This window comes from Hymenobacter armeniacus (assembly GCF_014699055.1).
Classification (GTDB): Bacteria; Bacteroidota; Bacteroidia; order Cytophagales; family Hymenobacteraceae; genus Hymenobacter; species Hymenobacter armeniacus.
The window spans coordinates 571,850-596,681 of sequence record NZ_JACXAC010000004.1; the positions used below are offsets into that span (position 1 = coordinate 571,850).

The 24,832-nt window shown below is 63.1% G+C and carries 21 protein-coding genes and 1 tRNA gene; 9 read left to right on the forward strand and 13 right to left on the reverse strand.

Annotated elements, in window-relative coordinates:
• Positions 1-6 precede the first annotated feature (6 nt).
• The 5 genes from IC234_RS13720 to IC234_RS13740 form a co-directional block, all read right to left on the reverse strand.
• Complete coding sequence (locus IC234_RS13720; protein WP_190925548.1) at positions 7-498, reverse strand: methylated-DNA--[protein]-cysteine S-methyltransferase; 492 nt, start codon at positions 496-498, stop codon at positions 7-9.
• A 104-nt stretch (positions 499-602) separates the two neighbouring features.
• Positions 603-1,802, reverse strand: a complete 1,200-nt coding sequence (locus IC234_RS13725) for an amine oxidase (protein WP_190925550.1) — start codon at positions 1,800-1,802, stop codon at positions 603-605.
• Between the two features lie 102 nt (positions 1,803-1,904).
• The gene (locus IC234_RS13730) at positions 1,905-2,843 is read right to left on the reverse strand and encodes a cation diffusion facilitator family transporter (protein ID WP_190925552.1); all 939 of its coding nucleotides are present in this window, start codon (positions 2,841-2,843) and stop codon (positions 1,905-1,907) included.
• Positions 2,844-2,918: 75 nt separating this feature from the next.
• Complete coding sequence (locus IC234_RS13735) at positions 2,919-3,848, reverse strand: cation diffusion facilitator family transporter (protein WP_190925554.1); 930 nt, start codon at positions 3,846-3,848, stop codon at positions 2,919-2,921.
• Between the two features lie 61 nt (positions 3,849-3,909).
• Positions 3,910-4,830: a cation diffusion facilitator family transporter gene (locus IC234_RS13740; protein WP_190925556.1), complete on the reverse strand. Its 921-nt coding sequence runs from the start codon at positions 4,828-4,830 to the stop codon at positions 3,910-3,912.
• A gap of 105 nt (positions 4,831-4,935) precedes the next feature.
• Between IC234_RS13740 and IC234_RS13745 the strand changes: the two genes are divergently transcribed.
• Positions 4,936-6,339, forward strand: a complete 1,404-nt coding sequence (locus tag IC234_RS13745; protein ID WP_190925558.1) for an APC family permease — start codon at positions 4,936-4,938, stop codon at positions 6,337-6,339.
• Positions 6,340-6,468: 129 nt separating this feature from the next.
• Here the strand turns inward: IC234_RS13745 and IC234_RS13750 are convergent, their stop codons facing one another.
• From IC234_RS13750 to IC234_RS13785, 8 genes are all read right to left on the reverse strand, one after another.
• Positions 6,469-11,634, reverse strand: coding sequence for an FG-GAP-like repeat-containing protein (locus tag IC234_RS13750; RefSeq protein ID WP_190925560.1), 5,166 nt, complete (start codon positions 11,632-11,634; stop codon positions 6,469-6,471).
• A 304-nt stretch (positions 11,635-11,938) separates the two neighbouring features.
• Entirely contained in the window at positions 11,939-13,027 is a 1,089-nt protein-coding gene (locus IC234_RS13755) for a glycosyltransferase family 4 protein (protein ID WP_190925562.1), read from the reverse strand.
• A gap of 148 nt (positions 13,028-13,175) precedes the next feature.
• Entirely contained in the window at positions 13,176-14,177 is a 1,002-nt protein-coding gene (locus IC234_RS13760; protein ID WP_190925564.1) for an NAD-dependent epimerase/dehydratase family protein, read from the reverse strand.
• Positions 14,178-14,333: 156 nt separating this feature from the next.
• Entirely contained in the window at positions 14,334-14,840 is a 507-nt protein-coding gene (locus IC234_RS13765; protein WP_190925566.1) for a GNAT family N-acetyltransferase, read from the reverse strand.
• Positions 14,841-14,853: 13 nt separating this feature from the next.
• Positions 14,854-15,840: a porphobilinogen synthase gene (gene hemB, locus IC234_RS13770; RefSeq protein ID WP_190925568.1), complete on the reverse strand. Its 987-nt coding sequence runs from the start codon at positions 15,838-15,840 to the stop codon at positions 14,854-14,856.
• 706 nt (positions 15,841-16,546) lie between these two features.
• Entirely contained in the window at positions 16,547-17,686 is a 1,140-nt protein-coding gene (locus tag IC234_RS13775; RefSeq protein ID WP_190925570.1) for an NAD(P)/FAD-dependent oxidoreductase, read from the reverse strand.
• 93 nt (positions 17,687-17,779) lie between these two features.
• A complete protein-coding gene (gene rocD, locus IC234_RS13780; protein ID WP_190925572.1) occupies positions 17,780-19,033 on the reverse strand; it encodes an ornithine--oxo-acid transaminase in 1,254 nt (417 codons plus the stop codon).
• 63 nt (positions 19,034-19,096) lie between these two features.
• Positions 19,097-19,597, reverse strand: coding sequence for a hypothetical protein (locus IC234_RS13785; protein ID WP_190925574.1), 501 nt, complete (start codon positions 19,595-19,597; stop codon positions 19,097-19,099).
• 81 nt (positions 19,598-19,678) lie between these two features.
• Here IC234_RS13785 and IC234_RS13790 point away from each other — a divergent pair, with 81 nt between their 5' ends.
• From IC234_RS13790 to IC234_RS13825, 8 genes are all read left to right on the forward strand, one after another.
• A complete protein-coding gene (locus IC234_RS13790) occupies positions 19,679-19,861 on the forward strand; it encodes a DUF5522 domain-containing protein (RefSeq protein WP_190925576.1) in 183 nt (60 codons plus the stop codon).
• 85 nt (positions 19,862-19,946) lie between these two features.
• On the forward strand, positions 19,947-20,186 hold the full coding sequence (gene rpmB / locus IC234_RS13795; RefSeq protein ID WP_190925578.1) for a 50S ribosomal protein L28: 240 nt from the start codon (positions 19,947-19,949) through the stop codon (positions 20,184-20,186).
• A 199-nt stretch (positions 20,187-20,385) separates the two neighbouring features.
• Complete coding sequence (locus IC234_RS13800) at positions 20,386-22,086, forward strand: aminopeptidase P N-terminal domain-containing protein (RefSeq protein ID WP_190925580.1); 1,701 nt, start codon at positions 20,386-20,388, stop codon at positions 22,084-22,086.
• 165 nt (positions 22,087-22,251) lie between these two features.
• A complete protein-coding gene (gene rpmG / locus IC234_RS13805) occupies positions 22,252-22,434 on the forward strand; it encodes a 50S ribosomal protein L33 (protein WP_046245291.1) in 183 nt (60 codons plus the stop codon).
• Positions 22,435-22,442: 8 nt separating this feature from the next.
• Positions 22,443-22,607, forward strand: a complete 165-nt coding sequence (locus IC234_RS13810; RefSeq protein WP_190925582.1) for a DUF4295 domain-containing protein — start codon at positions 22,443-22,445, stop codon at positions 22,605-22,607.
• 95 nt (positions 22,608-22,702) lie between these two features.
• Positions 22,703-23,674, forward strand: coding sequence for a signal recognition particle-docking protein FtsY (gene ftsY, locus IC234_RS13815; RefSeq protein ID WP_190925584.1), 972 nt, complete (start codon positions 22,703-22,705; stop codon positions 23,672-23,674).
• 148 nt (positions 23,675-23,822) lie between these two features.
• The gene (locus IC234_RS13820; RefSeq protein ID WP_190925586.1) at positions 23,823-24,251 is read left to right on the forward strand and encodes a Rieske (2Fe-2S) protein; all 429 of its coding nucleotides are present in this window, start codon (positions 23,823-23,825) and stop codon (positions 24,249-24,251) included.
• Positions 24,252-24,361: 110 nt separating this feature from the next.
• Positions 24,362-24,435: transfer RNA gene (locus tag IC234_RS13825), tRNA-Asn, on the forward strand.
• Positions 24,436-24,832 lie beyond the last annotated feature (397 nt).

Consider the following 24,832-nt stretch of genomic DNA (forward strand, 5'->3'; position numbering starts at 1 on the left):
CAATTTTCACCCAAACAGCCCGCCCTGCCGCACGGGCTGCTCAAACTCCAGCAGCCACTTTTTGCGGTGCATGCCGCCGGCGTAGCCCGTCAGGCTGCCGTCGGCCCCGACGACGCGGTGACAGGGCCACACAATGGCCAGCGGGTTCTGGCCGTTGGCCGCGCCCACGGCCCGCACCGATTTGGGATTGTTCAACTGCCGGGCCACGTCGAGGTAGGAAGCCGTGCGGCCGTAGCCGATGCCGGCCAGCGCTTGCCACACCTGCCGCTGAAAATCGGTGCCGTAGGCGGGGGCATAGGTTAGGCTGAAGTCGCGCAGCTCGCGGCCGAAATATGCCCGCAGCTGCTCGTGGGCCGCACGCAGGCACGAGGCCACGGCGGCGGGCGCGGTAAGCTCGGCCGCTTCGTTGAGAAACGTAACGGCGCTCAGGCCCGCATCGGAACCGGTGAGGGCCAGCGGGCCGAGGGGCGTGAGCAGCGTGGCGGTAGCAGCATTCATGCAGGCAAAAGTAGAGACGCATAATTGCGTCTCGTCGTTGGGCATACCGGCGCATTGAACGATACCCATACGGTACGAATGCCGAGACGCGAAGTGTCGCGTCTCTACAGCAGCTCGGGCAGGCGCACGCGGCTGCGGGGCGGCCGTGCGGCGCTCACTACGGCCTGGGCCTGTAGCAGGGCCTCGGCGCTGGGCTGGTGCAGCACGCGGCCGGGGCCGGGCTGGGTGAGGTCGGCATCGAAGAGGCCGGAGCGGTGCCACTGGTCGAGGTGGTCCCAGTCGGGCCGGTCGATGAAGGGGTAAATGCACACGCCCTGCAGCGGCAGGCCTTTGCGCAGCACCTGGGCGCACTCTTCGGCTATCATGCGCCACCACGTGGGCCGGTCCACGCCGGGGTGGCTGGTTTCGGTGATGGCGAAGGGGCGGCCGTAGCGCTTGTAAGCATTTTGCAGCAGCTTGTGCAACGGCACCCAGCGCGGGTCCATCACCACGTCGTTCCAGCCCATTTTCTGGTGCGGGTGCAGCTGCCACTGGTTGTCGTAGTAGTAATTAAAGCCCACGATGTCGAGCAGCTCGGGGCTGCCGCCCAACTCGGGCGACATCCGACCGCACAGCATATCCGTGGCCTGAAACTGGTTATTATGGGCATCGCGGGCTTCGCGCCGCTGCTGAGGCCAGGCGTTGGGCGGCGGCACGATGTTGATGAGCGGCTCGGTGGTGAGCAGGCGGATGCCGGGGTCGGCCTCGCGCAGGGCGTAGCTGCCTTCGATGTAGGCGCGCATCAAGCCGTATTTCACGCGCCAGCCCTGGCCGTGGCAGTAGGGCGAAGTGCCATTGGCGTCGCCGCCCAGCCAACTGATGAAACTCACCTCGTTGATGGGCGTCACGATGAGCGTGCCCTCGGGCCGCACGGAGCGATAGAAATCGACGAACGCGCGGCACAGCGCGGCAAAGCGCCGGGCAAACATGGGGTGCAGCGGCGTGAGGTCGTCGGGGTAGCCGAAGTGGCACAGGTCCCAGATTTGCTGCACGCCGTGGCGCGCGCCGGCGTCCAGCATGGTTTTTACGGTGCTGAAATCGTATTGATACGGCGTTTTCTCGATGTGCGCCCAGCGAATGCCCTCGCGCACGGTGCCCACGTTGAAGGGCTTCTGAGCGGCGTAGTCTTCGTCAATCAACTGCAAATGGCCGGTGAGGGGCAGGAAGTCGACCCGGTTGCCGAAGGCGTTGAGCTGGTCGGTGCACTCGTAGCCGCCCCACCAAAAAGACTGAAACGGGCTGGAATCGGGGGTAAGTATTGCCATAGCTGGAAAAGGGGGGATATGCCAGCGCCCGCGCCAGCTGTCGAGCTAGCGCGGGCACCGCTTCTGTGTACCGCAAAAAGCGGCCTCGGGTTAAGGCCGAGCTTATGGCGCGGCGGTGGGCGCCGCCTGCACCAGGTTTTTGGCCTCGATGAAAATGCGCTGCACCTCGGGGTGCTCTTCCCGAATGGCGTCCTGCAACCGCTCCACGGCCGCCGCTACCTGGATGGAGCTGAGGTTGTCGGCAAAATCCACGTCCAGCGCCATGATGACGTCGTTCGGGCCCAGGTACATGGTGAGGGGCGAGCGGATTTCGCGTACCTGCGGCTGGGCGCGGGCTATGCGCTCCAGGTTGGCCAGCGTGTCGGCATCCACGCCGGCGCCCACCAACAGGCCCTTGGTGCGGCCCACCAGAAACACGGCCACCAGCATCAGCAGCAGCCCGATGGCGATGGAGGCACCCCCGTCGAAGTACGGATTGTTGAGCAAATGCCCCAAAAACACGCCAATGCCGGCCAGCGCCAGGCCCACCAGCGCGGCCAGGTTTTCCATCACCGACGCAAACACGGCCGGGTCGCGGCTGGTGCGCAGCATTTTCACAAAGCCCACGTTGGCGTCCGACTGCGCCAGCAGCGCCTTCACCGACAAGTAAAACGCAACGCCCTCGAACAGGAAGGACAGGCCCAGCACCACGTAGTTCCAGCCGGCGTCTTCGAGCGGCTCGGGGTGCTGAATGTGCTTGATGCCCTCGTAGAACGACATGCCGCCGCCGATGGCGAAAATCAGCACGGCCACAATCAGGCCCCAGAAATACAGCTCCTTGCTGTGCCCAAACGGGTGCTCGGCGTCGGGCGGGCGCTGGCTTTGGGCCGTGCCGTAGAGCAGCAGCCCGCTGTTGCCGGTGTCGACGAGCGAGTGAATGCCCTCCGAGAGCATGGCCGAAGAGCCCGTGAAATACGCCGCCACAAACTTGCTGATGGCAATGGCGATGTTGGCGGCGATGCCGCCGTAGAGGGAGAGTTTGGAAGCGTTAGCGTCGGCCATGCGGCGGGGAGTCTGGTTGAATAGGGGGGCAAAGAACGCCCGATGAGCAAGACGAGCTGTTGGGGGTGAATGTGCCTAGGCGGTCTGCTCGCGGCTTGACAGCGACTTGGCCTCCACAAAAATGCGTTTCATTTCCGGGTATTGGGCCCGAATAACGTCCTGCAGCGCGTCGATGGCGTGTTCAATTTCCTCGGACGTGAGGTGGTGGGCAAACTCCACGTCAAGGGCCAGAATGACATCGGCCGGGCCGAGGTAGGAGGTGAGGGGCGGGCCCACCTGGTCGATGTTGGGCTGGGCGCGCACCAAAGCCTCGATGGCATCCAGGGTTTCGTCGTCGACGCCGGTGCCCACCAGCAGGCGCTTGGTTTTGTAAATGAGGAACAAGGCCACGCACACCAGCAGCAGGCCAATGGCAATGGAAGCCGCGCCGTCGAGGTAGGGATTGTTGAGCAAATGCCCGAAATACACGCCGGCCAGCGCAATGAGCAGGCCCAGCAGGGCGGCCAGGTCTTCGAGCAAAATGGCAAACACCGATGGGTCTTTGCTGCGCCGTAGCGTGTCCCAGAAGCCGGCGTCGCCCCGGTCGGCATTGAAGGCCTTGAACGCCAGGAAGCAGGAAATGCCCTCAAATAGCAGCGACAAGCCCAGCACCCAATAGTTCCAGGTGGGGTCGGAGAGGGGGGCGGGGTTCTTGAGGTGCTCGATGCCTTCGTAGAACGACATGCCGCCGCCCACCGAAAACACCAGAATGGCCACAATCAGGGCCCAGAAATACAGCTCCTTGCTGCGGCCGAAGGGATGCCGTTTGTCGGCCGGCTTCTCGGCCTGGCGCACGCCGTGCAGAATGAGCCCGCCGTTGCCGCTATCCACGAGCGAGTGAATGCCTTCCGACAGCATGGCCGAAGAGCCGGTGAAATACGCCGCCACAAACTTGCTGGCGGCAATGGCGACGTTGGCGGCAATGGCCCCGTAAATGGCCAGCTTGGAAGAACCCGGTGAACTCATGGCGAGGCTTACGCGGTGAAATGGGTTGGCGTTGGGCGGTAGCGTGAACTTTCAGTTCGCGCTACCGCGCGTGCCCGGTGAGCGAGGAAGCCTCAATGAAAATCTTGCTAAACTCGGGATACTGTGCTTTGATGCTGGTTTGCAGGCGCTCCACGGCCTGCTCCACCTCCACGGCCGTCAGGTGGTCGTGAAAGGCAATGTCGAGTGCCAGAATGGCATCGGCCGGGCCGAGGTACATGGTGAGGGGGGCGCGGAGCTGGCCCACGGCCGCATCTTGCTGGGCCAGGGCTTCGAGGCGGCCCAGCACGTCGGGGTTGGCGCCTTCGCCCACCAGCAGGCCCTTGGCTTCCGTGAGCATGAACACGGCCATGCCCACCAGCAGCGCCCCGATGGTCATGGATGCCGCGCCGTCGAAGTACAGATTATTCAGCAAGTGCCCGAAGAAAATGCCAGCCAGCGCAATCATCAAGCCCACGAGCGCGGCCAGGTCTTCGAGCAAAATGGCAAACACCGCCGGGTCGCGGCTGGTGCGCAGCGCCTGCCAGAAGCCCTGCTCGCCCTGCGTCTTTTTGAACTCGCGGTAGGCCAGCGTGCAGGCCACGCCCTCAAACACGATGGCCAGCCCCAGCACCCAGTAGTTCCAGGTGGGGTCGGTGAGCGGGGCGGGGTTGCGGAGGTACTGATAACCTTTATAAAGCGACATGCCGCCGCCTACGGCAAATATCAAAACGGCCACAATCACCGTCCAGAAGTAGATTTCCTTGCTGTGGCCGAAGGGGTGGCGCGCGTCGGCGGGCCGGGCGCTGCGGTTCATGCCCAGCAGGATGAGCAGGCCGTTGCCGCTGTCCACGAGCGAGTGGATGCCTTCCGACATCATGGCCGCGCTGCCGGTGAAGCCCGCCGCCACAAACTTGGAAACGGCAATGGCCAAGTTGGCCCCAATGGCGCCGTACACCACGATTTTGGAAGAGCTGCCCGCCATGGATTTTAAATGAAGATTTGATGAAGCACTGGCGGGGCTTACGCAGGGAATGGGGGCGACGTTGGAAAGTAGCGCGGACTGTGCAGTTCGCGCTACTTTCGCCCCATGTCCGCACCCACTTTGCAGCGCCGCCTCGGCTTGGTCCAGGCCACGGCGCTAAATATGATAGACATGGTGGGCATTGGCCCCTTTGTCACCCTGCCGCTCGTGATGGGCTTCATGGGCCCGAACTTTCTGCTGGCCTGGTTAGTAGGCGCCGCCCTGGCCTCCGTCGATGGCCTCATCTGGAGCGAGCTGGGTGCCGCCTACCCCGAAGCCGGCGGCAGCTACCGCTTCCTCAAGCTGGCCTACGGCGAGCAGAAGTGGGGCCGCTACATGTCGTTTCTCTACGTGTGGCAAACGCTCATTCAGTCGCCGCTGGTGCTGGCGTCCGGCGCCATCGGCTTCGCCCAATATTTCGGCTACCTCGTGCCGATGACCGAATGGTGGCAGCCCAAAGCCGTGGCCGGTGGCGTGGTGCTGCTGCTCATCGTGCTGCTCTACCGCCGCATCGAGGACATTGGCAAGCTGGGCGTGGCGCTGTGGGTGGGCGTGCTCGGGCTCATGGGCTGGCTGATTTTCGGCGGCGTCACGCACCCCAACCACCACGTGGCCATTTTTCCGGAAGGCGGCTTTCCGGCCTTGCCGGGCCTGCTTATTTCCGTCGCCATGGGCCAGGCGGCCGTCAAAACCATCTATTCCTACCTCGGCTACTACAACGTGTGCCACCTCGGCGCCGAAATCAAAGGTCCGGAAAAGGTCATCCCGCGCAGCATTTTCCTGAGCATCCTGGGCATTGCGGCGCTATACCTGTTGCTGAACTGGAGCGTGGGTACCGTTATTCCGTGGCAGGAAGTGCAGGGTTGGCAGGCCAGCGCCGGCGACAAGTCGCAGTTCATCGTGAGTGTGTTTGTGGAGCGGCTCTACGGGCCGGCGGCTGCCACCTTTGCCACGGCGCTGGTGCTGCTGGTGGCATTTGCCTCGCTGTTTGCGGTGCTGCTGGGCTACTCGCGCATCCCCTACGCGGCGGCGGCCGACGGCGAGTTCCTGCCCGTGTTCGGCAAACTGCACCCCACCAAAAACTTCCCCTACGTCTCGCTGCTGCTGCTGGGCGGCGTGGGCTTCGTGTTCAGCCTGCTGTTCCGGCTGGGCGAGGTGATTTCGGCCATTCTGGCCATGCGCATTCTGGTGCAGTTTGTGGGCCAGGCGGTGGGGCTGGTGCTGTTGCGGCGACGGCGCGGCACGGCCGCGCTGCCCTTCAAGATGCCGCTGTATCCGTTGCCGGTTATTCTGGCCATCATCGTGTGGCTGTTTGTGTTCGTGGGCATCGCGCCGGCTGAGGTGACGTGGGGCGGGATGCATTTCAAGCTCTATTTCCAGTTCGCCGCGCTGGGCATGATGGCGCTAGGTACCGTAGCTTTCTTGCTCTGGAGCCGCAGCTTGAAGCGGTGGCCTTTTCAACCGCAGTAGAGCTGCAGACTGGGGCAGCAAGTACGTTTTGAGCCTTGGTGCTCGAAGCTCTACAAAATGCGGAAAGGACGATGCCGGGCCCGGCATCGTCCTTTTTCGTGCTTGCGCCAGCGCCCAGCCGCATAGCTATTATTCCTTCACGATGCGCCGAACGATGGTTTCGCCGGTGCCCGTGCGCAGTTCCAGCAGATAGATGCCCGTGGGCAGGCCACTCAGGTTCAACTGTCCGGCTGCTGTCAGGGGTTGCACAGGCCGGACTTGTCGGCCTAGGGCATCGCGCAGAGTGGCAGAGCGCAAGTCGCTTCCGGCCGGGGCCGTTATTGTGAGGCGGTCGTGCACCGGCACCGGATGTAGTTGCAGCCCCGCCAGCGCGGCGTTGCGCGCGGCCAACACCACTGTAAACGTGCCGGTGCTAACGGCTTGGCCCTGCGGGGTCGTCACCACCAGTTGGCCCGTGGTGGCGCCCACCGGCACGGTGGCAATAATCTGCGTGGCCGAAACCACTGTGAAAACCGCCGCAACGCCATTAAACGTGACCGCTGTGGCGCCCGCTAGCGACGTTCCGGTAATGACCACCGTGGTGCCGGGGGCGGCATTGGCAGGTGTAAAGCTGATGATGCTTGGCAAAGCCCCGTTGAAAACCACCGAAACGGCAGGTACGGCGCCGCCGCTCACAAAATCCAAGTCGCCGTCGCCGTCCACGTCGCCCAGGGCAATGCCGCCACACGCCAGGGCCAGCCCGGTGCTGTTGCCAAAACGCCCCTGGCCATCGTTGCGGAAAACGGTCAGCCCATTCGAGGAATTCCGGGCCGCCAGTAGGTCGAGGTCGCCGTCGGCGTCCACGTCGCCCACAGCAATGCTGTTGTAGGAACCACCCGCCGTCAGCACGGTGGCCGCAGCGGGGGGGAAAGTACCATTGCCGGCGTTCAGCGCTACCGTAATGGGAGCCGGGAAACCGGCGGACGGACTGTCGCCGGTAGCAATCAGGTCCAGGTCGCCATCGCCGTCCACGTCCTTGGTTTCCAATTGGACGGGGCCATCGGCAATGGCCACGGTGCTGAAAGCGACGAACTGGCCGGTGCCATTGTTATTCCAGATGCTGACGCGCGAGTTACCGTACGCGGCCACCACTAGGTCGAGGTCACCGTCGTTGTCCATGTCGCTGAGCTTCGCGTCATACAGTGTGGTCCACATCTGCAGGCTCGCGGCTATCTGCAGCGCCGTACTCCCCGAGAAGTTGCCCTGCCCATCGTTGGTGCGCACGTACGCGTAGCCGTTGGTGCTCACGGCCACTAGGTCCAGGTCGCCATCGGCGTCGAGGTCGCCGGTTGTCAGCGCAGCGGTAACGCCCGCAAACGGCACTTGCGCCGTGCCCGAAAAAACGCCGCTGCCGTTGTTCAGCCGTACGTAAGCCTTGCTGCCGCCCACCGTTTCCAACGCCAGCAGGTCCAGGTCGCCGTCGCCATCCACATCGGCCAGTTCCAGGGAGAGCGGTACAATGGCCAGCGCCAAGTCCCGGTTGACGGTGAAGGCGCCGCTGCCGTTGTTCAGCCGGACGTGAACGGTGCCCGTGGTTCCGTTCGACGACACGGCCAGGAGGTCGAGGTCGCCGTCGTTGTCCAGGTCGGCCAGGGCCGGACTGCCGGGCGCTATGCCCGTGGCCACGGGCGTGCCCACGGCAAACACGCCCCGGCCCGTGCCGCTAGCCGCCGCCGTGAAGCTGTAGACCTGAGGCAAAAACTGGGTTGCGCCAGTATCCTGCAGGGTTTCTGGCAGCGTCACGCTCACCGTTTCGCCGGGGGCGAACGGCCGGGCCGGGGCCAGCGAAAGCGTGTTCGACCCGCCGCCCGTGCGTGTGCCCGGCAGCCGCCCCCCGCTTTGGCTCCCAAACACGGCCAGCCCGAGTGCCGAAGCCGCCGTGATGGGCTGCGAGAATTGCGCCGCAACCGTGCTGGTTACGGGCGCTGCCACGGCATTGCGGGCCGGGGTGCGCCCGGTCACAGTAATCTGCGTCAGCACCGTATAGTTGGTGGCCGAGGTGGCGGTGCCCGCGGCATTTGTCACGCTCACCGGCCCGGTGGTGGCGCCCGCGGGCACCGTCACGGTAATTTGGGTGGCCGAGTTAATCACAAAACCCGGCGCGGCCGTGCCGTTGAACTGTACGCCGGTAACGCCAATGAAGTCGTTGCCTGTGAGCACCACCGTGGCCCCCACCAGCCCGCTGGCCGGCGCAAAGGCAACCACGGCCGGCAAGGCCACCCGTTCGTTCCAGCGCAAATCAATTCTGGGCGCGTTGCTTGTAGCCGTCGGCATAGCCAAATCAAGGTCGCCGTCGCCATCCAGGTCGGCCAGCGCGCCGCCCTGGGGGTAGGAGCCAGTAGGCACCGCCTGCGCGCCCGAAAAGGTGCCATTTCCGCTATTGAGCCGCACATTCACCAAGCCGTTGCTGTTTTGGTCGGTGCTGGTGATAGTCAGGTCCAGGTCGCCGTCAGCGTCGAGGTCACCCAGCAACACGCTGGCCCGGTAACCAATGGTAAGCGGTGCACCGGCGGTGAAAATGCCATTGCCGTTGTTGAATAGCACTACCGTGCCACCAAATGGAGGCACGTTGCCACCGAGTGGAAGCACCGCATCCAAGTCGCCGTCGCCGTCTAGGTCGCCCAGGGCCATTCGTTCCTGCGGAATGCCGCCGGCCGGGCCCGGGGTGATGATGCCGGGCGCCAGGCGTTGGAAGATGCCGGCGCCATTGTTTAGCTGCACACTGAGCGTGCCGTTGGGCAGCAGGGCCACCACATCCAGGTCGCCGTCGCCGTCCACATCTCCTAGTTCGAGGTCTAGGGGAGCACGGCCCACAAACAGATTGTAAACCCGGGAAAAAGCGCCGGTGCCGTCATTCAGCCGCACCCGAGCGCTGTCGCCGCTGATGACCGGAAAGACCACGTCCTGGTCGCCGTCAGCATCCAGGTCGCCCACGGCCAATCGGTGCATGCTGCCGGTCATAGCGTAGGTCGAGGAAATGGCAAAAGCGCCACTGCCGTTGTTCCGAAATACGGTGGCCGTGCTGTTTGCCGTCGAGTTGGAAGTGCTTATGCTCACCAGGTCTAGGTCATCGTCGTTGTCCACGTCCACAAGAGCCACATCGTAGGGAATCAATGGCAGCGCGGTGCTTTGCCCGGCCACAAACCCTCCAATGCCGTTGTTGAGTTGAATTTTGATGTTGTTGCCAAGGCTGTTGGCAATGACCAAATCCAGGTCGCCGTCTTTGTCTACATCGCCGGCCACCACCTGCGCCGACTCGCTGCTGAGGGCAATGGCCGAGCTGCCCGTGAACGTGCCCCGGCCCGGTCCCGTGGCGGCGGCCGTGAATTGGTACACTTGCCCCAGCACGTGCGCTCCGGCCGCACTTTGCAGGCTGGCCGGCACGCTCACGCTCACGGCCTCGCCGGGCGCAAAGCCCTGCGTTGGGGCAAAGGAAAGCGCGGCTGTGCCGCCGCCCGTCAGCACGCCGGGGCGTTTGCCCCGGCGCTGGGCGCCGTGCACCACCAAGCCCCCCGCCGAAACGCTGCTGATGGCCTGCGTAAAGCCAATGGCCACCGGCGCGGTTGGCGACACGGCCACCGCGTGGCGGGCCGGAGCTACGCTGGTAATGGCCAGGGGCATCGTCACGTCAAAGGACGCCGCCGTGGTGCCCGCGGGCGTCATCACCGTCAGCGGGCCGGAAGTGGCACCCGACGGTATGGTGACGGTGATGCGCATGGGCGAATTCACGACAAATCCCGCCAGCGGCGTGCCGTTGAGTGCCACGCGGGTCGCACCCGTGAAGTTGCGGCCCGCAATGTCCAGCACTGTGCCCGCCGGCCCCGCCGGCGGGGCCAGGTAGGTGATGGCCGGCCCCGCGGCCAGCTCATTGGGGTACACCCGCACCGTGGCGTTATTGCTGTTGATGGTGAGCGCCAGCAAGTCGAGGTCCAGGTCGCCGTCCAGGTCGCCCGTCACTACCTCTTGTGGCATGATACCGTTTACAATGGGCGCCACCGGTATGGAGGCGGTGAAGTTTCCGGCCCCGTCGTTCAGCCGGCCGCCCGCCGTAGTCATGAGGTCAAGGTCGCCGTCGGCATCCAGGTCCGCCAGTGCCAGGCCGCGGCCCGGGAGTTGGGTCTCAATGACGCCACCGAAGGTGCCAAGGCCGTTGTTGAGACGCAGGGTCACAGTTGCATTGTTGTAGTTGTTCACCAGCAGGTCTAGGTCGCCGTCGTTGTCTACGTCGCCCAACTGGACCCGCTCCGGGGCCGCGCCGGCCGCCAGGGCCGGGCCATTGTTGAAGGTTCCGTTGCCGTTGTTCAGGCAAATGCTGACGCTGCCGTCTGTTTGCCCGCCAGCCGAGCAGCCCATCACCACATCTAGGTCCCCGTCGTTGTCCACGTCGCCCACCGCCAAGCCGGCAGCCTGGTACCGGGTGGGAAAAATACGGTCAGTGCCCACGAAGGTGCCCGCGCCGTTATTAAAGCGCAGGTCGGCGTACCCCATAGCATTCAGGGCCAGCAGGTCGGCGTCGCCGTCGGCGTCCACATCGGCCAGCACCAATTGCCGCGTCCTGGCCGAAAGGCTAACGCTGCCCGCCGGCGCGAAAGCCCCTGCCCCGTTATTAAGAAGCACGTCTGCTGACCAGGCGTTAGGACCGGCGAGCAAGTCCAAATCGCCGTCGTTGTCTACATCGGCCAAGGCCAGAACCGACGCCAGCACCGGAATGTCGGGCATGCTGACGAAAGCGCCCGCGCCCGAGTTGAAGCGAACAGCAACGTCCGTAAACTGGCTGCCTACCACAAAGTCGAGGTCGCCATCGTTGTCGAGGTCGCCCACGGCTATAGCGGTGGCTGCATTGGGAAACGTTAGGTCGGTGCCTGCCCCAAAATTGGCTTGCCCCGTGCCGCCCGCTGCGGCCCTAAACTGATACACCTGCTTCGTGACCGCGCTGCCGCTGGTGTTCTGCATGGTGGCTGGCACGGTCACGCTCACCACCTCGCCCGGCGCAAAATCCCGGGCCGGGTCCAGCGTCAGCGTATTTGTGCCCCCGCCCGTTACCACGCCCGCCACTTGGCCCCGTTGGCTGCCGACAAGGCGCAGATTAGGCGCCGTACTGGCCGAAATGGGCTGCGAAAAACCAAGTGAAACGTTGCCTGACCGGCTGGCGGCCAGTGCGTTTCGGGCCGGCTGCCGCGTGAGTAGGCTGGGCGCCTGCGCGCGACTGGGCACGGCCGTCAGCCACAGCAGCCCCAACGCCAAGCCGCCACGCATCACGCGCCAAAGCGCTTTTTTTTCTGATAAAAGACCAACAAGAGTAGAAAGGAGCATAGTAACTGAGTAAGAAGCAATACAGGTCGGCGCTGGCACTTCCAGGAAGTGATGAGCAAAGTAAGCATTTCGCTCAGCGCTGGGCTGATAACAAAGGCAAGGCCTGGGAAATTGGGCTAGAATAAGTTGAGGCGTTACCTGCCGGCCACCGCCCCGAAGCGCAAAAACGCGGCCCCAGCGGCCACCCAACCGTTTTCAGGTTCGAGTGACCACTGGGGCCGCGTTTGTGGGTCCGAATGCCGGGAAGCTACGCCGTCAGTTCGCGGAACAGCTGCAGGTAGTGCCCGCGCTCCGAAATCACCGAATACTGGTCCACCACCGTCTGGCGGCCGGCGCGGCCCATTTCCAGGCGCAGGGCTTCGTTGTCGATGAGGCGGCTGATTTTGTCCACCCACTCGTCGGGCTGGTCGGCCAGATAGCCGTTCACGCCGTCCTGAATGATGGTCGAATTCACGCCCACCGGCGACATCAGCGTGGCGATTTCCAGGGCCATGTACTGCAAGCCTTTCAGGCCGCACTTGCCCTTGGCCCACTCCGTGTCGGGCAGCGGCATGATGCCCACGTCGATTTCAGACAGGTCCTCAATCTCGGTGTTTTTGCGCCAAGGCAGACCCACAATGCCGAGCTCCTCGTTGCGGTAGCTGCCGTCGCCGATGACTTTGAAGTATATCTTGTCGCCGTACTTGGCCTTGAGCTTGCGCAGGGCCGGAATGGCCGTTTCGAAGTGCTCGATGGTGGTGAAGCTGCCGCTCCAGCCCACGCACACGCGGCCGGGGTGCGGCGGCAGCTTGGCGCGCTGGTACTCGTCGGTGTCGATGGTGGTGGGCACAATCACCACGTTCTTGTTGAACTGCCGCGAATAATTGGCCAGGTACTCGTTGCCCGCAAAAATCATGTCCGACGCGGCGATGATGTCCTTCGTCTTGTCGGGGTTTTTCAGGAACAGCAGCTTGGTGTTGGCGCCCACTGCTTCGCCTTGGTTGCGCCAGATGGAATCGTCGAAGTCGAATACCACCTTGGCCTTCGACTTCGCAAACAGCTGCTCAAAAATGGTGGTGCCAATCATGAACGCCTCGCGCTGGATAAACACGATGTCGTATTTGCCCAAGTCCAGCACGTTGCCCAGGCGCTTGGCCGCGCTCTTGAGGAAGATTTTCAGCTTGCCGAAGTAGTTGCCGGGGCTGTAGAGCACCTTGTCGTCTTCGGCCGAAATCAGGTACGAGTAGTCGCTGTCGAAGCCGTTTTCGCGCAGGTAGTCGATGTATTGCTCAAAGCGGAACCGCTGCGAGGGCGAACGGTCGGGCCGGTGCATGGCCACCCAGAGGATGCGTTTCATTCAGGTGCTAAAAAGGATAAAAATTGAACGTCATGCAGAGCGGAGCGAAGCATCTCGCGTGCAAGAGTAAATGATTACTACCACACGCGAGATGCTTCGCTCCGCTCTGCATGACGTTCTCTCAAACGATACTTAAAAATGCATCAACCTAGTCTTCCAGCCACACCGGGGGCAGCTTCTCCAGCACTTCGATGTTTTCGAACTTGCTGCTTTTCTTGATGCCGGTGCGCTTGGCCCAGTCCACCATCTGGTCGAGGCCTTCGCGCAGGGTGGTGGCGCGGCCCTGGCCGAAGAGGCGGTGGGCTTTGGAGTGGTCGGCCCAGGCAATCTGCACTTCGTTGCGCGCATCGACGTGGCGAATCATGCCTTCGAGGCCCATGCTTTCCATCACGGTGGTGGCCAGCTCGTTCACGGTGTACTCCTGGTCGGCGCCGATGTTAATCACCTCGCCGTAGCTCTCCGGGATGTTCACGCAGTTGGCAATGTGGGGGGCGATGTCGCCTACGTAGGAGAAGGCGCGCTTCTGCTCGCCGTCGCCGAAAATGGTGAGCGGCTTGCCCTGCATGAGCTGGTTCATGAAGATGCCCACCACGTTGCGGTACCGGTCGCCGAGGTTCTGGTACTCGCCGTACACGTTGTGGGGGCGGAAAATCACGTAGTTCAGGCCGAACATCTCGTGGGCGCACTTCAGGTCGAGCTCCACGGCGTACTTGGCCACGCCGTAGGGGTCTTCGGGCTCGGGCGTCATGTCCTCGCGCATGGGCGGGGTGAGGGCGCCGTAGGTGGCGATGCTGGACGTGAACACGAAGCACTTGATTTTGTGCTTGATGCTCTCGTTAATCAGGTTCACGCTGCCCACCAGGTTGTTCTGGTAGTTGAAGCGGCGGATGAAGTGGCTCAAGCCCTCGGCGGCGTAGGCCGCGAGGTGGTACACGTAGTCGAACTGGTGCTCGTCGAACAGGCGGGCCAGCAGTTCGTGGTCGAGGATGGAGCCGTGCACAAACGTCGACTCGGCTGCGTGGGGCAGGTTTTCCTCAAAGCCGCCGCTCAAATCGTCCAGCACCACCACTTTGTGGCCCAGTTTGAGAAGTTCGCGGGCCACGTGGGCTCCTACGAAGCCGGCCCCGCCGGTAACGAGAGATGTAATCATATCAAAGAAATGGCGCCCGGTTGCAACGCTGGCCCGGCACTAACGTGGTAAAGTGAGGTATTTCAGGGGGCAAAGTTCGGGCATTTTTGTTGCCCGGCCAACCAAGCGCGCGGCGCCTGCCGGTTGGGGGCTTATACTCCCGGCACCGGCCCGGGGTTAATCGACCCGTTTTTCGTAGCAGAAAAACCGCAGCCCCGGCCGAAACGCCAGCGAAATCTCGCCCGCAAAGCGGTAGCCCAGCTTCGGAAAAAGCCGCTGCGTGGCTGCGTTTTCAGAGTTGGTGTCCACCCGCAGCACGCGCAGGCCTTGCGCGGCCGCTTGCTTTTCGGCTTCCGCCATCAGGGCCAGGGCCACGCCTTGGCCCTGGGCGGCGGGGGCCACGGCCAGGCGGTGCGTCACCAGCGCCGGCTCGGTCACGTCCCAGTCGGCCTGGGCATATTCCGCGTCTTGGTTCTGCGTGAGGGCCGCCACGCCCACCACCGCGCCGTTAAGCTCCGCCACCCAAAGGTGGTTTCGCTCCACGTCAGCCGTAAAAACGGCTTCGTTCGGGTAGTCGGCCGACCACTGGAAGTTGCCGCTGGCGTTCATCAGCGGCACCACCCGCCGCACCAGGGCGAGGATGGCGGGCACGTCGGCCAGAATAGCGCGGCGGGTAGCAACCATTGCAAAAAAAGCTTTAGCCGCGGCGCAGCACGGCGGCGGCTTCCTTGGCGAAATAGGTCAGAATGGCGTCGGCGCCGGCGCGCTTGATGCTGGTGAGCACCTCCATCATAGTGCGCTCGCCGTCGAGCCAGCCGTTTTGGGCGGCGGCCTTCACCATGGCGTACTCACCGCTCACGTTGTAGGCCGTCACGGGCAGGTGGGTGTGGGCCTTCACTTCATGAATCACGTCCAGGTAGCTCAAAGCGGGCTTTATCATCACCATGTCGGCGCCCTCGGCCTCGTCCAGCGCCAGCTCACGCAGCGCCTCGCGCTTGTTGGCGGGGTTCATCTGGTAGCTTTTCTTGTCGCCTTTTTTGGGCGCCGAAGCCAAAGCGTCGCGAAACGGGCCGTAGAAAGCCGAGGCGTATTTGGCCGTGTAGCTCATAATGCTCACGTGCTGAAAAGCATTCTCATCGAGCACCCGCCGAATCCAAGCCACGCGGCCGTCCATCATGTCGGAGGGGCCGATGATGTCGGCGCCGGCGCGGGCCTGGGCCAGGGCCATCTGGCCGAGCACTTCCAGACTGGCGTCGTTGAGTATTTCGCCCGATTCGGGGTCCACCACGCCGTCGTGGCCGTCGGAGCTGTAGGGGTCCATGGCCACGTCGGTCATCAGCACCACCTCCGGAAACTGGCGCTTGATGTCGGCCACCGTTTTCAGGTAGAGGCCTTCCATGTTAGTGCTTTCGCGGGCCACGGGGTCCTTCAGCACTTCGTTGATGTTGGGGAAGGGCGCGAAAGCTTTCACGCCCAGCTCCACGCAGGCCCCGATTTCGTCCATCACCCGGTCGGCCGTGAACCGGAAGATGCCGGGCATCGACTTGATTTCCTCGGTCTGATTCTGCCCTTCGGTGATGAAGATGGGGTAGATGAAATCGTGGGCGGTGAGGCGGGTTTCCTGCACCATGTCGCGGATGACGGCGGACTTGCGGTTGCGGCGGGGGCGGTGAGTGGGGAGCATAGGCGCGGGCCGGCGCGCCGGCGCCGGCATATGATATTTATTGAGGAGAAACGTGTTTTACAAAGCAGAATCGCCGGGCAAAGTTCGCCCCAAACCCCGAACTACTGCCCAAACGGGTCGATGTAGGCCACCAGTACGGCCAGCGCCGCCAGTCCGCCCACGATTATCCAGCCCAACGCTCCGCCGCTGAGAATCAGCCCCAGGGCCGCAACGGGCAGCATGAGTAAGCCGAGCACGCCCAGCACCGTGGTGCCCAGGCCCGCCTCGGCCGTGGCGTGGGGCCGCGCAAGCCAGCCGTGTCGGCGCCCGGTCGGGGCCGGGGTTATTTCGGCCGTAGCAGGGATTGATGCCGCGGCTTTCGCCAGCGGTTTAATGCGCGAAAGCCGCCGCGCTGGCCTCGCGGCTCTAGCCACCGCTGCCACGTGAGCCTGACTATTCGCCCCCGGTATCGCCGCTGCATTCATGGCCCCTGCAGAATCCACCGATTTCACGGGCGCTGCTGTCACGTGCGCCTGCGCCGACGAAAGGCGTACCGGTTGAAACGAAAAGCTGGCTCGGCTGCTCTGGCAGCTGCTGGCCCCGGCGGCCAACGCCACCAGCGCCAGCAGGTGCCATCGGAACGAGCGAAGTCGCGTAGCAAAAAGCATAGGGCAAAAGCTAAAGGATGGGATTGATGGAGGGCTGTACGAAAGTCCGGGCCTTTTCGCTATGCCCCGGCCAGCAGCCGGGCGGCTCGCCAGCCCGTGCCGGCGCCCATGGCCACGCCCATGCCGTTGCAGCGCACGGCGGCCAGCACGCCGGGCCGGGCCCATTCCACAATGGGCGCCAGCGCCGGCCCGAACCCCATCACCCCGCTCCAACGGAAATCGATGCGGGGCCGCTGGCCGGGCACGATGACGTGGTGCAACAGGTTTTCCAGGTAGCTCTGCACCGGCTCGGTGAGGCCCGGCGTCGTGGTGGCTTCGGCCGCAAAATCTAGGTTGCGGCCCCCTCCAAGCAGAATCCGGTGGTCGGGCAGCTGGCGGAAATAGGCGTAGCCGTGGTCGTAGTGAAACGTGCCCGGCAGCGCCACCTCGGGCAGCGGCTCCGTCACCAGCACTTGGCCCCGGCCGGGCGCCACGGCCACACCGGGTAGCAATTCACCCGCGAAAGCATTGGTGGCCAGTAGCACCTGGGTGGCTTCGAGCGTCGCGTCATTACTCAACTGTAAACGATGGTTATTCGCTGCCGTTTCAATGGATTCAACGGCGCAGTTGGTGAGCACGGGCACATCGGCGGCCCAGGCTCGGGCCAGCAGGGCGCGCATCATGCGGCCGGCGTCGAGGCTGCCTTCGTGCTCGTTTTTGAGCAGAGTACCCACGCCCCCGAAACCGAAGCGGCCCGCCTCGGCATTCGCGTCGCGGAAGGTGCGGGCGTGGCCCACCACCGGCGCCAGTAGCGCGTTGAAATAGTCGATTTTGTCGCGGCATTCCGCGGCCAGTTCGGTTTCCTCGTGCCGAAAAAGCTCGTAGCCACCCACCGGTTGGTAGTCAAGCCCGGCATCGCTCAGCAACTCGCGCAGGCGGGCCAGGCCCTCGCAGCGGGCGGCCACCACGGCTTGCAAGTCGCCGCGCTTTTCCTGATCTATCAACTCCGAAATTGACCCGAAGCAGGCGAAGCCGGCATTTTTGGTGCTGGCGCCGCTGGGCAGGGCGCCGCGCTCCAGCACCACCACGCGCCAGTGGGGCCGCCGCTGCTTCAGGTACAGCGCCGCCGTGAGCCCCACCAGCCCCGCGCCGATGATGGCCACGTCGGCCGGGCCGAAGAAGGACTGGTATTCCCAATAAGACAGCGCAAGGTGTCGCAAGGTCAAAAGAGGTTTCGCGAGGTGAGCTGGTGAGGAAGCTCAGCAGAACATCAAACCTAGCGAAACCTCTTTTAACCTTGCGACACCTTGCGCTTAGAAGGCCATGATTACCTCCTCAATCACGTCGCAGGCCTCGTGCAGTTGCTCCTCGGTAATCACCAGCGGCGGGGCGAAGCGAATGATGTCGCCGTGCGTGGGCTTGGCCAGCACGCCGCGCTCCATCAGGGTCACGCACACGTCCCAGGCCGTGCGGCCGTCGTCGGTGGGGTTGATGACCACGGCGTTGAGCAGGCCTTTGCCGCGCACCAGGTCCACCAGCTCCGGCCGTTGGGCTTGCACCCGGCGCATGCGCTCGCGGAAGATTCCGCCCAATCGGGCGGCGTTGTCAATCAGCTTTTCGTCCAGCAATACGTCCAGCGCCGCGCGCATCACGGCGCAAGCCAGCGGGTTGCCGCCAAACGTGGAGCCGTGCTGCCCGGGCTGAATGGTGAGCATAATCTGGTCCTCGGCCAGCACCGCCGATACCGGCAGCACGCCGCCGCTCAGGGCCTTGCCCAGGATGAGGATGTCGGCGTGCACGTCCTCGTAGTCGCAGGCCAGCAGCTTGCCCGTGCGGCCCAGCCCGGTCTGGATTTCGTCGGCAATGAACAGCACGTGGTGGGCCTTGCAAATGGCCGCTGCCTTCGCCAGGTAGCCCGCTGAGGGCACCATCACGCCCGCTTCGCCCTGAATGGGCTCTACCAAGAAGGCGCACACGTGCGGTTCCTTCACGGCTTCTTCCAGGGCCTCCAGGTCGTCGTAGGGCACCACCTGGTAGCCGGGCATGTAGGGCCCGAAGCCGCCCGTGCTGTCGCCATCGGTGCTGAAGGAGATGATGCCCGTGGTGCGGCCGTGGAAGTTATGCTCGGCCACGATGATGCGGGCCTGATTGGGCGCAATGCCTTTTTCCTGGTAGCCCCATTTGCGGGCCAGCTTCAGGGCGGTTTCCACGGCTTCGGCGCCGGAATTCATCAGCAGCGCCTTGTCATAGCCGAACAGCTCGCACAGCTGCTTTTCGGCCGCGCCCAGCTGGTCGTTAAAGAAAGCCCGCGACGTGAGCGTGAGCTGCTGGGCCTGCTTGGTGAGCGCGCCGATGATGCGCGGGTGGCAATGGCCCTGGTTCACGGCCGAGTAGGCCGAGAGAAAATCGTAGTAATGTTTGCCGTCCACGTCCCACAGGTGTACCCCTTCGCCCCGGGCCAGCACCACGGGCAGCGGGTGGTAGTTGTGGGCGCCGTACTGGTCTTCGAGCTGCATAAGCTGCTCGGCGCGGCTGGACGTGGCAGTGGGGGAGGCGGGGCTGTGCATACGGTGGGTGGGAATGATGGTGAACCCACGAAAGTACGTTTTTCCAGCCTGTTTGGCCGACTTTTAGCGCAGCGGCAAGTTCTCCAGCTGCCGCGAGGTGTCGATGTAGCGGCCCACGTAGTTGCCTTCCTCGCGGCCGCTGGCGCGCAGCAGCGTCCAGTCCACCACGGCGGTTTCGGGGAAGCTCACGGGCACGGGCTCGGCCGGGCTAGCGGCGTCGGGCAGCAGCAGGGCCTGCACGGTATTGCCGTGCCAGCCCAGCACCCGCGCCGAGGCCTGCCGGAAGCTGGTGTCCGTCGCAACCACGCGCACCGACAGCAGAAACTGGTCGCCGGTGGGCAGGCCGGCCAGAAATTTTTTCTTCGCCTGGGGCAAGGTGCGCAGGGCTTCCCGCACGGGGTCGGCCAGGGCGGTTTCGTCGCGGGTCAGGGCAGGGCGCACACCGGCCGGGGCAGTGGCGGCCGTTAGCACCACCGGCGGGGTGGCCTGCGCCCTCAATGGGCCGCTGTGGGCCACGCTGGCGGCCAAGGTCAGCAGCAGCGCCCGGTAAAAAGGTGTTTTCATAGGAAATAGTAGCATGTTTACCACACCAAGATACCGCTTATAATTCTACCAACGCAGCCGGGCCTAACTTTGATTCACGCAATGCCCGCTCCTCAACCCCAGCCGCTTCAGCCCGGCGATTTCTACTACACGCCCGAAGGCTACCTCGTGTTCACCGAGCAGTACCACCTGCGCCGGGGCACTTGCTGCGGCAGCGGCTGCCGGCACTGCCCCTGGAAATTTCGGCCCAAAGCAGGCCGTCAGGGCGCATCCGAACAGAAATAAGGGCAGGGGGCTTGGTGAATGCCAGACTTTTGCCGATATTTGCGGCCCGTTTCCCTGCTTAGTAACTAATTAACCCTCCGATATCATGGCCCGTGTTTGTGATTTGACCGGCAAGCGTACCCGCGTTGGCAACAACGTTTCGCACGCTAACAACAAGACCAAGCGCAAGTTCTACCCGAACCTGCAGAAAAAGCGCTTCTACGTGCCCGAGCAAGATGCCTGGGTTACCCTGAAAGTAGCTGCCTCCACCATCCGCACCATCAACAAGAACGGCATCATGGCCACCTTGAAGAAGGCCAAGGAGCAGGGCTTCATCGTTTACTAGATTCCGGTAACCAGTAAGGAGTACCAAGTAATAAGACCTGGCTGCCACGGCTGTGGGTCTTGATGCCCGGTATTTTTTACAACTTACTCGACTAAAGCCAGCGCCGATACATTGCCTTTAAGGCAACGTATCGGCGCTGGCTTTGTCTGTTGGCGGCTACCTTGCAATACGGCTTGGGTTTATTTAACGGTTGATGAACATGTCGCGCTACTTCGACGCTGTTTTTGCCTCGCCGCTGCGGTGGCGGCGCGCTACTTCGCTTTTCGTCCTGAGCTGCTTTGGGCTAGCTGCTTTGCCAGTGGCGGCCCAGCAGCCCGCGTCGGTACCCGAGCCCATTACTGCCAGCGAGGCCCCCGCTCGGCCCGGCGATTTTTTGTCGCCGGCGTTTCACAAGCAGCGCCGCGAGCTGCTGCGGGCGCAGCTGCCGGCCGGTAGCGTGGCCGTGGTGTTTGCTGCGCCTGTGCGCAACCGCGCCAACGACGTGGACTACGTGTACCACCAAAACCCCGATTTTCATTACCTCACCGGCTACGAAGAGCCCGACGCGGTGCTGCTGCTCTTCAAAGAGCCCCGGACCGTAGGCGGCCAGCCGGGCGTGACCGAAGCGCTGTTTACGCAGCCCCGCAACCCCGCCCGTGAGCAGTGGACCGGCCGCCGCCTGGGTGCGGCCGGGGCCAAAGGCCAGCTTCAGTTGCAGTTCGCTGCCGACAATAAAGACTTTGCTGCGGCCGGCATCAAGTGGGCCGATTTCGACAAAGTTTTGTTTGACAATCTGCCCACCGACACCCGCGACGACGCCCGCAACCCGGCCGACCTGCACAACTTGGTGGCCACTTTTCGCCAGCAGTCCGGTGTGCCCGCCGACTATAATCCAACTATCAGCGAATGGGAGGCCAACGTCAGGCGCTATGGCCTGACTCGTTCCAAAGGCTTTGCCGAATACTTGGCTGGCCAGGTAAAGGAAAACCCGGCCCTGGCAAAATCGGCGCTGCTGCGCGATTACATCGCCGCCACCACCGATGCTGCCCGCAAAGCCGCCATTGAAGCCCGCCCGCCCGGCCGCCTCGACGACGCCACGTTGGGCGAGGAACTCGACGCGTTGCGCGCCGTCAAGACCCCCGAAGAATTGGCCCTGCTGCGCCGCGCCATCCGCATCAGCGCCCAAGGGCAGCGCGAGGTGATGAAATTGCTGCGCCCCGACATGGGCGAGATGGAAGTGCAGGGCCTGCACGAGTACGTGTACCGCCGCTACGGCGCCGAGTTTCAGGGCTACCCCAGCATTGTGGGCGGCGGGGCCAACGGCTGCATTCTGCATTACGAAACCAACGACCGCCAGCGCCTCGACAACGACCTCGTGCTCATGGACTGCGGCGCCGAGTACCACGGCTACTCCGCCGACGTGACGCGCACCGCGCCGCCTTCGGGCACCTTCAGCCCCGCCCAGCGCCAGATTTACGAGTTGGTGCTGGCCGCCCAAGAAGCCGGCTTTGCCGCCTGCAAGCCCGGCGCCGCGTTCGACGCGCCCAACAAGGCCACCCAGGACGTGGTAGCCGCCGGCCTGCAGAAGCTCGGCATCATCAAGAAAAAAGAGGATTTCCGCCAGTACTACCCGCACGGCGCCAGCCACTACCTCGGCCTCGACGTGCACGACCGGGGCAGCTACGGCCCGCTCGTGCCCGGCAACGTCATCACCGTGGAGCCGGGCATCTACATCCCCGCCGGCTCGCCCTGCGACCCGAAGTGGTGGAACATCGGCGTGCGCATCGAAGACGACGCCCTGATTACCGCCACCGGCTACGAGAACCTCTCGGCCGAAGCGCCCCGCACCGTGGCCGACATCGAGAAGCTCATGGCCGAGCCCAGCGCCCTGGAAGGGTTTAAGCTGCCGGACTTGAAGTAATTGAGGCCGCGGGTCCGGCGTCGTTGCGTGCTGCAGCCCGTGCTGGGCTGCTCGCAAAGCGCCGTTCTGCTTCTCCAACTGAAAGTTGCGCATTAACCCATTGCGTTTTCCAAAAAGACCCGTACCTTTGCAGTCCTAAAATTAAAAACATACACCCCCGTCGAGATGGCCAAGAAAGGAAACCGGGTGCAGGTTATCATGGAATGCACCGAGCATAAAAACTCGGGGATGCCGGGCACCTCGCGCTACATCACCACCAAGAACCGCAAGAACACCCCTGAGCGCATCGAGTTGAAGAAATTCAACCCCATCCTCAAGAAAATGACCGTTCACAAGGAAATTAAATAACCTGAACAATGGCTAAGAAAGTAGTAGCAACTCTGAAAACCACAGAGAACGCCAAGAACTGGGCTAAGGTGATTCGTGCCGTGAAATCGGAGAAAACCGGTGCTTACACCTTCAAAGAAGAAATGGTGCTCCTCGACAAAGTGCAGGAATACCTAGCCACCGGCGTCAAGTAATTGACAGCTGGCTTCGGCTTTGCAAGAATTTAAAAAGTCCCACCTTCGTGGGACTTTTTGCGTGTAGGGGTATCACTCCCCACTATTATTTCCCTATGGGTCTCTTCGATTTTTTTAAAAAGGACAAGGAAACGCCCGCCCAGCAAGCCTCGCTGGACGCAGGCTTGGAAAAAACCAAGACCAATTTCTTTGAGCAACTCAGCAAGGCCGTGGTGGGCAAAAGCACCGTGGACGAGGCCGTGCTCGACGACTTGGAAAACCTGCTGGTGCACGCCGACGTGGGCATCGAAACCACCGTCAAGGTCATCGACCGCATCGAGGCCCGCGTAGCCCGCGACAAGTATGTGAGCACCGGCGAGCTCGACCGCATCCTGCGCGAGGAAATCGCGGCCCTGCTGGAAGACAACAAGTCCGGCTCGATGGCTGTGCTCGACAGCGCGGGCAGCACCGGCCAGCCTTACGTCATCATGGTGGTGGGCGTGAACGGCGTGGGCAAAACCACGACCATCGGCAAGCTGGCGCACCGCTTCCACTCGGCCGGCAAGAAAGTGGTGCTGGGCGCCGCCGATACCTTCCGGGCCGCCGCGGTGGACCAGCTCATCATTTGGGGGCAGCGCGTGGGCGTGCCCGTGGTGAGCCACGGCATGAACACCGACCCCGCCTCCGTGGCCTTCGACGCCGTGAAAAAAGGCGTGGAAATGAACGCCGACGTGGTCATCATCGACACGGCCGGCCGCCTGCACAACAAGGTGAACCTGATGAACGAGCTGAGCAAAATCAAGCGCGTGATGCAAAAGATGATTCCGGACGCGCCGCACGAAGTGCTGCTGGTGCTCGACGGCAGCACGGGCCAGAACGCCTTCCTGCAAGCCAAGGAGTTCACCAAAGCCACCGAAGTCACGGCCCTGGCCATTACCAAGCTCGACGGCACGGCCCGCGGCGGCGTGGTGATTGGCATCTCCGACCAATTCAGCATTCCGGTGCGCTACATCGGGGTGGGGGAGAAGATGACCGATTTGCAGCTGTTTGACCGGCACACGTTCGTCAATTCGCTGTTCAAGAAATAAACACAACGGCCAGGCGTTGGCCGCCAACGAACCAAATGCGTCGGCATTCGCATTAGGAAAGCAGCGCCGGGGCCCGGCCACCGTTGCGGGTGCTGCGTTGTCTTTAGCAATTTCTCCACCGTCTTCTATGCGTCACTTGTTGCTTCCCTTGGCTCTTGGTTCCGGACTGGTGGTGGCCGCGTGCGGCGGCAAAAACGAAGACCAGCCGCTCATTCCCAACGCCCCCGTCAACCTTAGCCTCACCCTCACCAATCAGGAGTACGTGCGGCTGCGTTTCGATAATGGCGCCGTGATGCTGCCGGTGAAGGGCCCGGCCGGCGCCGGCGGCGTGAAGGGCGTGATTGTGGTGCGGCAAAGTGCCAGCAGCTACCTCGCCTTTGAGCGCAACTGCCCGTACCGGCCCTACGACGCCTGTGCCACGGTAAGTCTGGACCGCAATTCGGGCTTGTTCATGCGGGATTCGTGCTGTAGTTCACAATTTGATTTGCGCGGCCAACCCACCGGTGGCCCCAACACCCGGCCACTTAAGCAATACAGCGTCAGCTTACAAGGCAATATTCTCAACGTAACCAACTAGGCCCACTGCTGATTTTCTTGAAAAAAAAGTTTGACAGACTTGCGCCTTTTTAGAGAAAGTCGTAGGTTTGCAGTCCGAAACAACGACAACCGGGTTTCGGGCATGAAAATGCTTCCTTAGCTCAGCCGGTTAGAGCATCTGACTGTTAATCAGAGGGTCCCTGGTTCGAGCCCAGGAGGGAGCGCTAAAAGGCCACTTACGACATAGTAAGTGGCCTTTTTCTTTTTGGCCTTGGTATGGTGAATGCTGGCCAATGTCATTTCCAAGTTCGGGGGCACGGCACAAACGCGTTTCGCATTTGAAAGCAAAGCCTTGAGCTTGCTTCTTCATTAAAACAGAAGCCGGTAGCGCCGAGCGCTGGGAGCGCACACCTCGTTGAAAAACGCCTTGGGAACCGCCCGACTTGTGGGATGCCGGGCAGAATGTGCCCCGGCCGGTGGCAACCGCCGCCGAAGGTTTTGCCCATCACTTTCTTCAAGGGTTACGTATTCATGAATGGGCAGGCCCCTGTTGTGGGGCGTTTGAGCCGGACACAAGTTGCTTGGATATGGTGCGAGACGGTGGCACGTGCGCACTGGCCA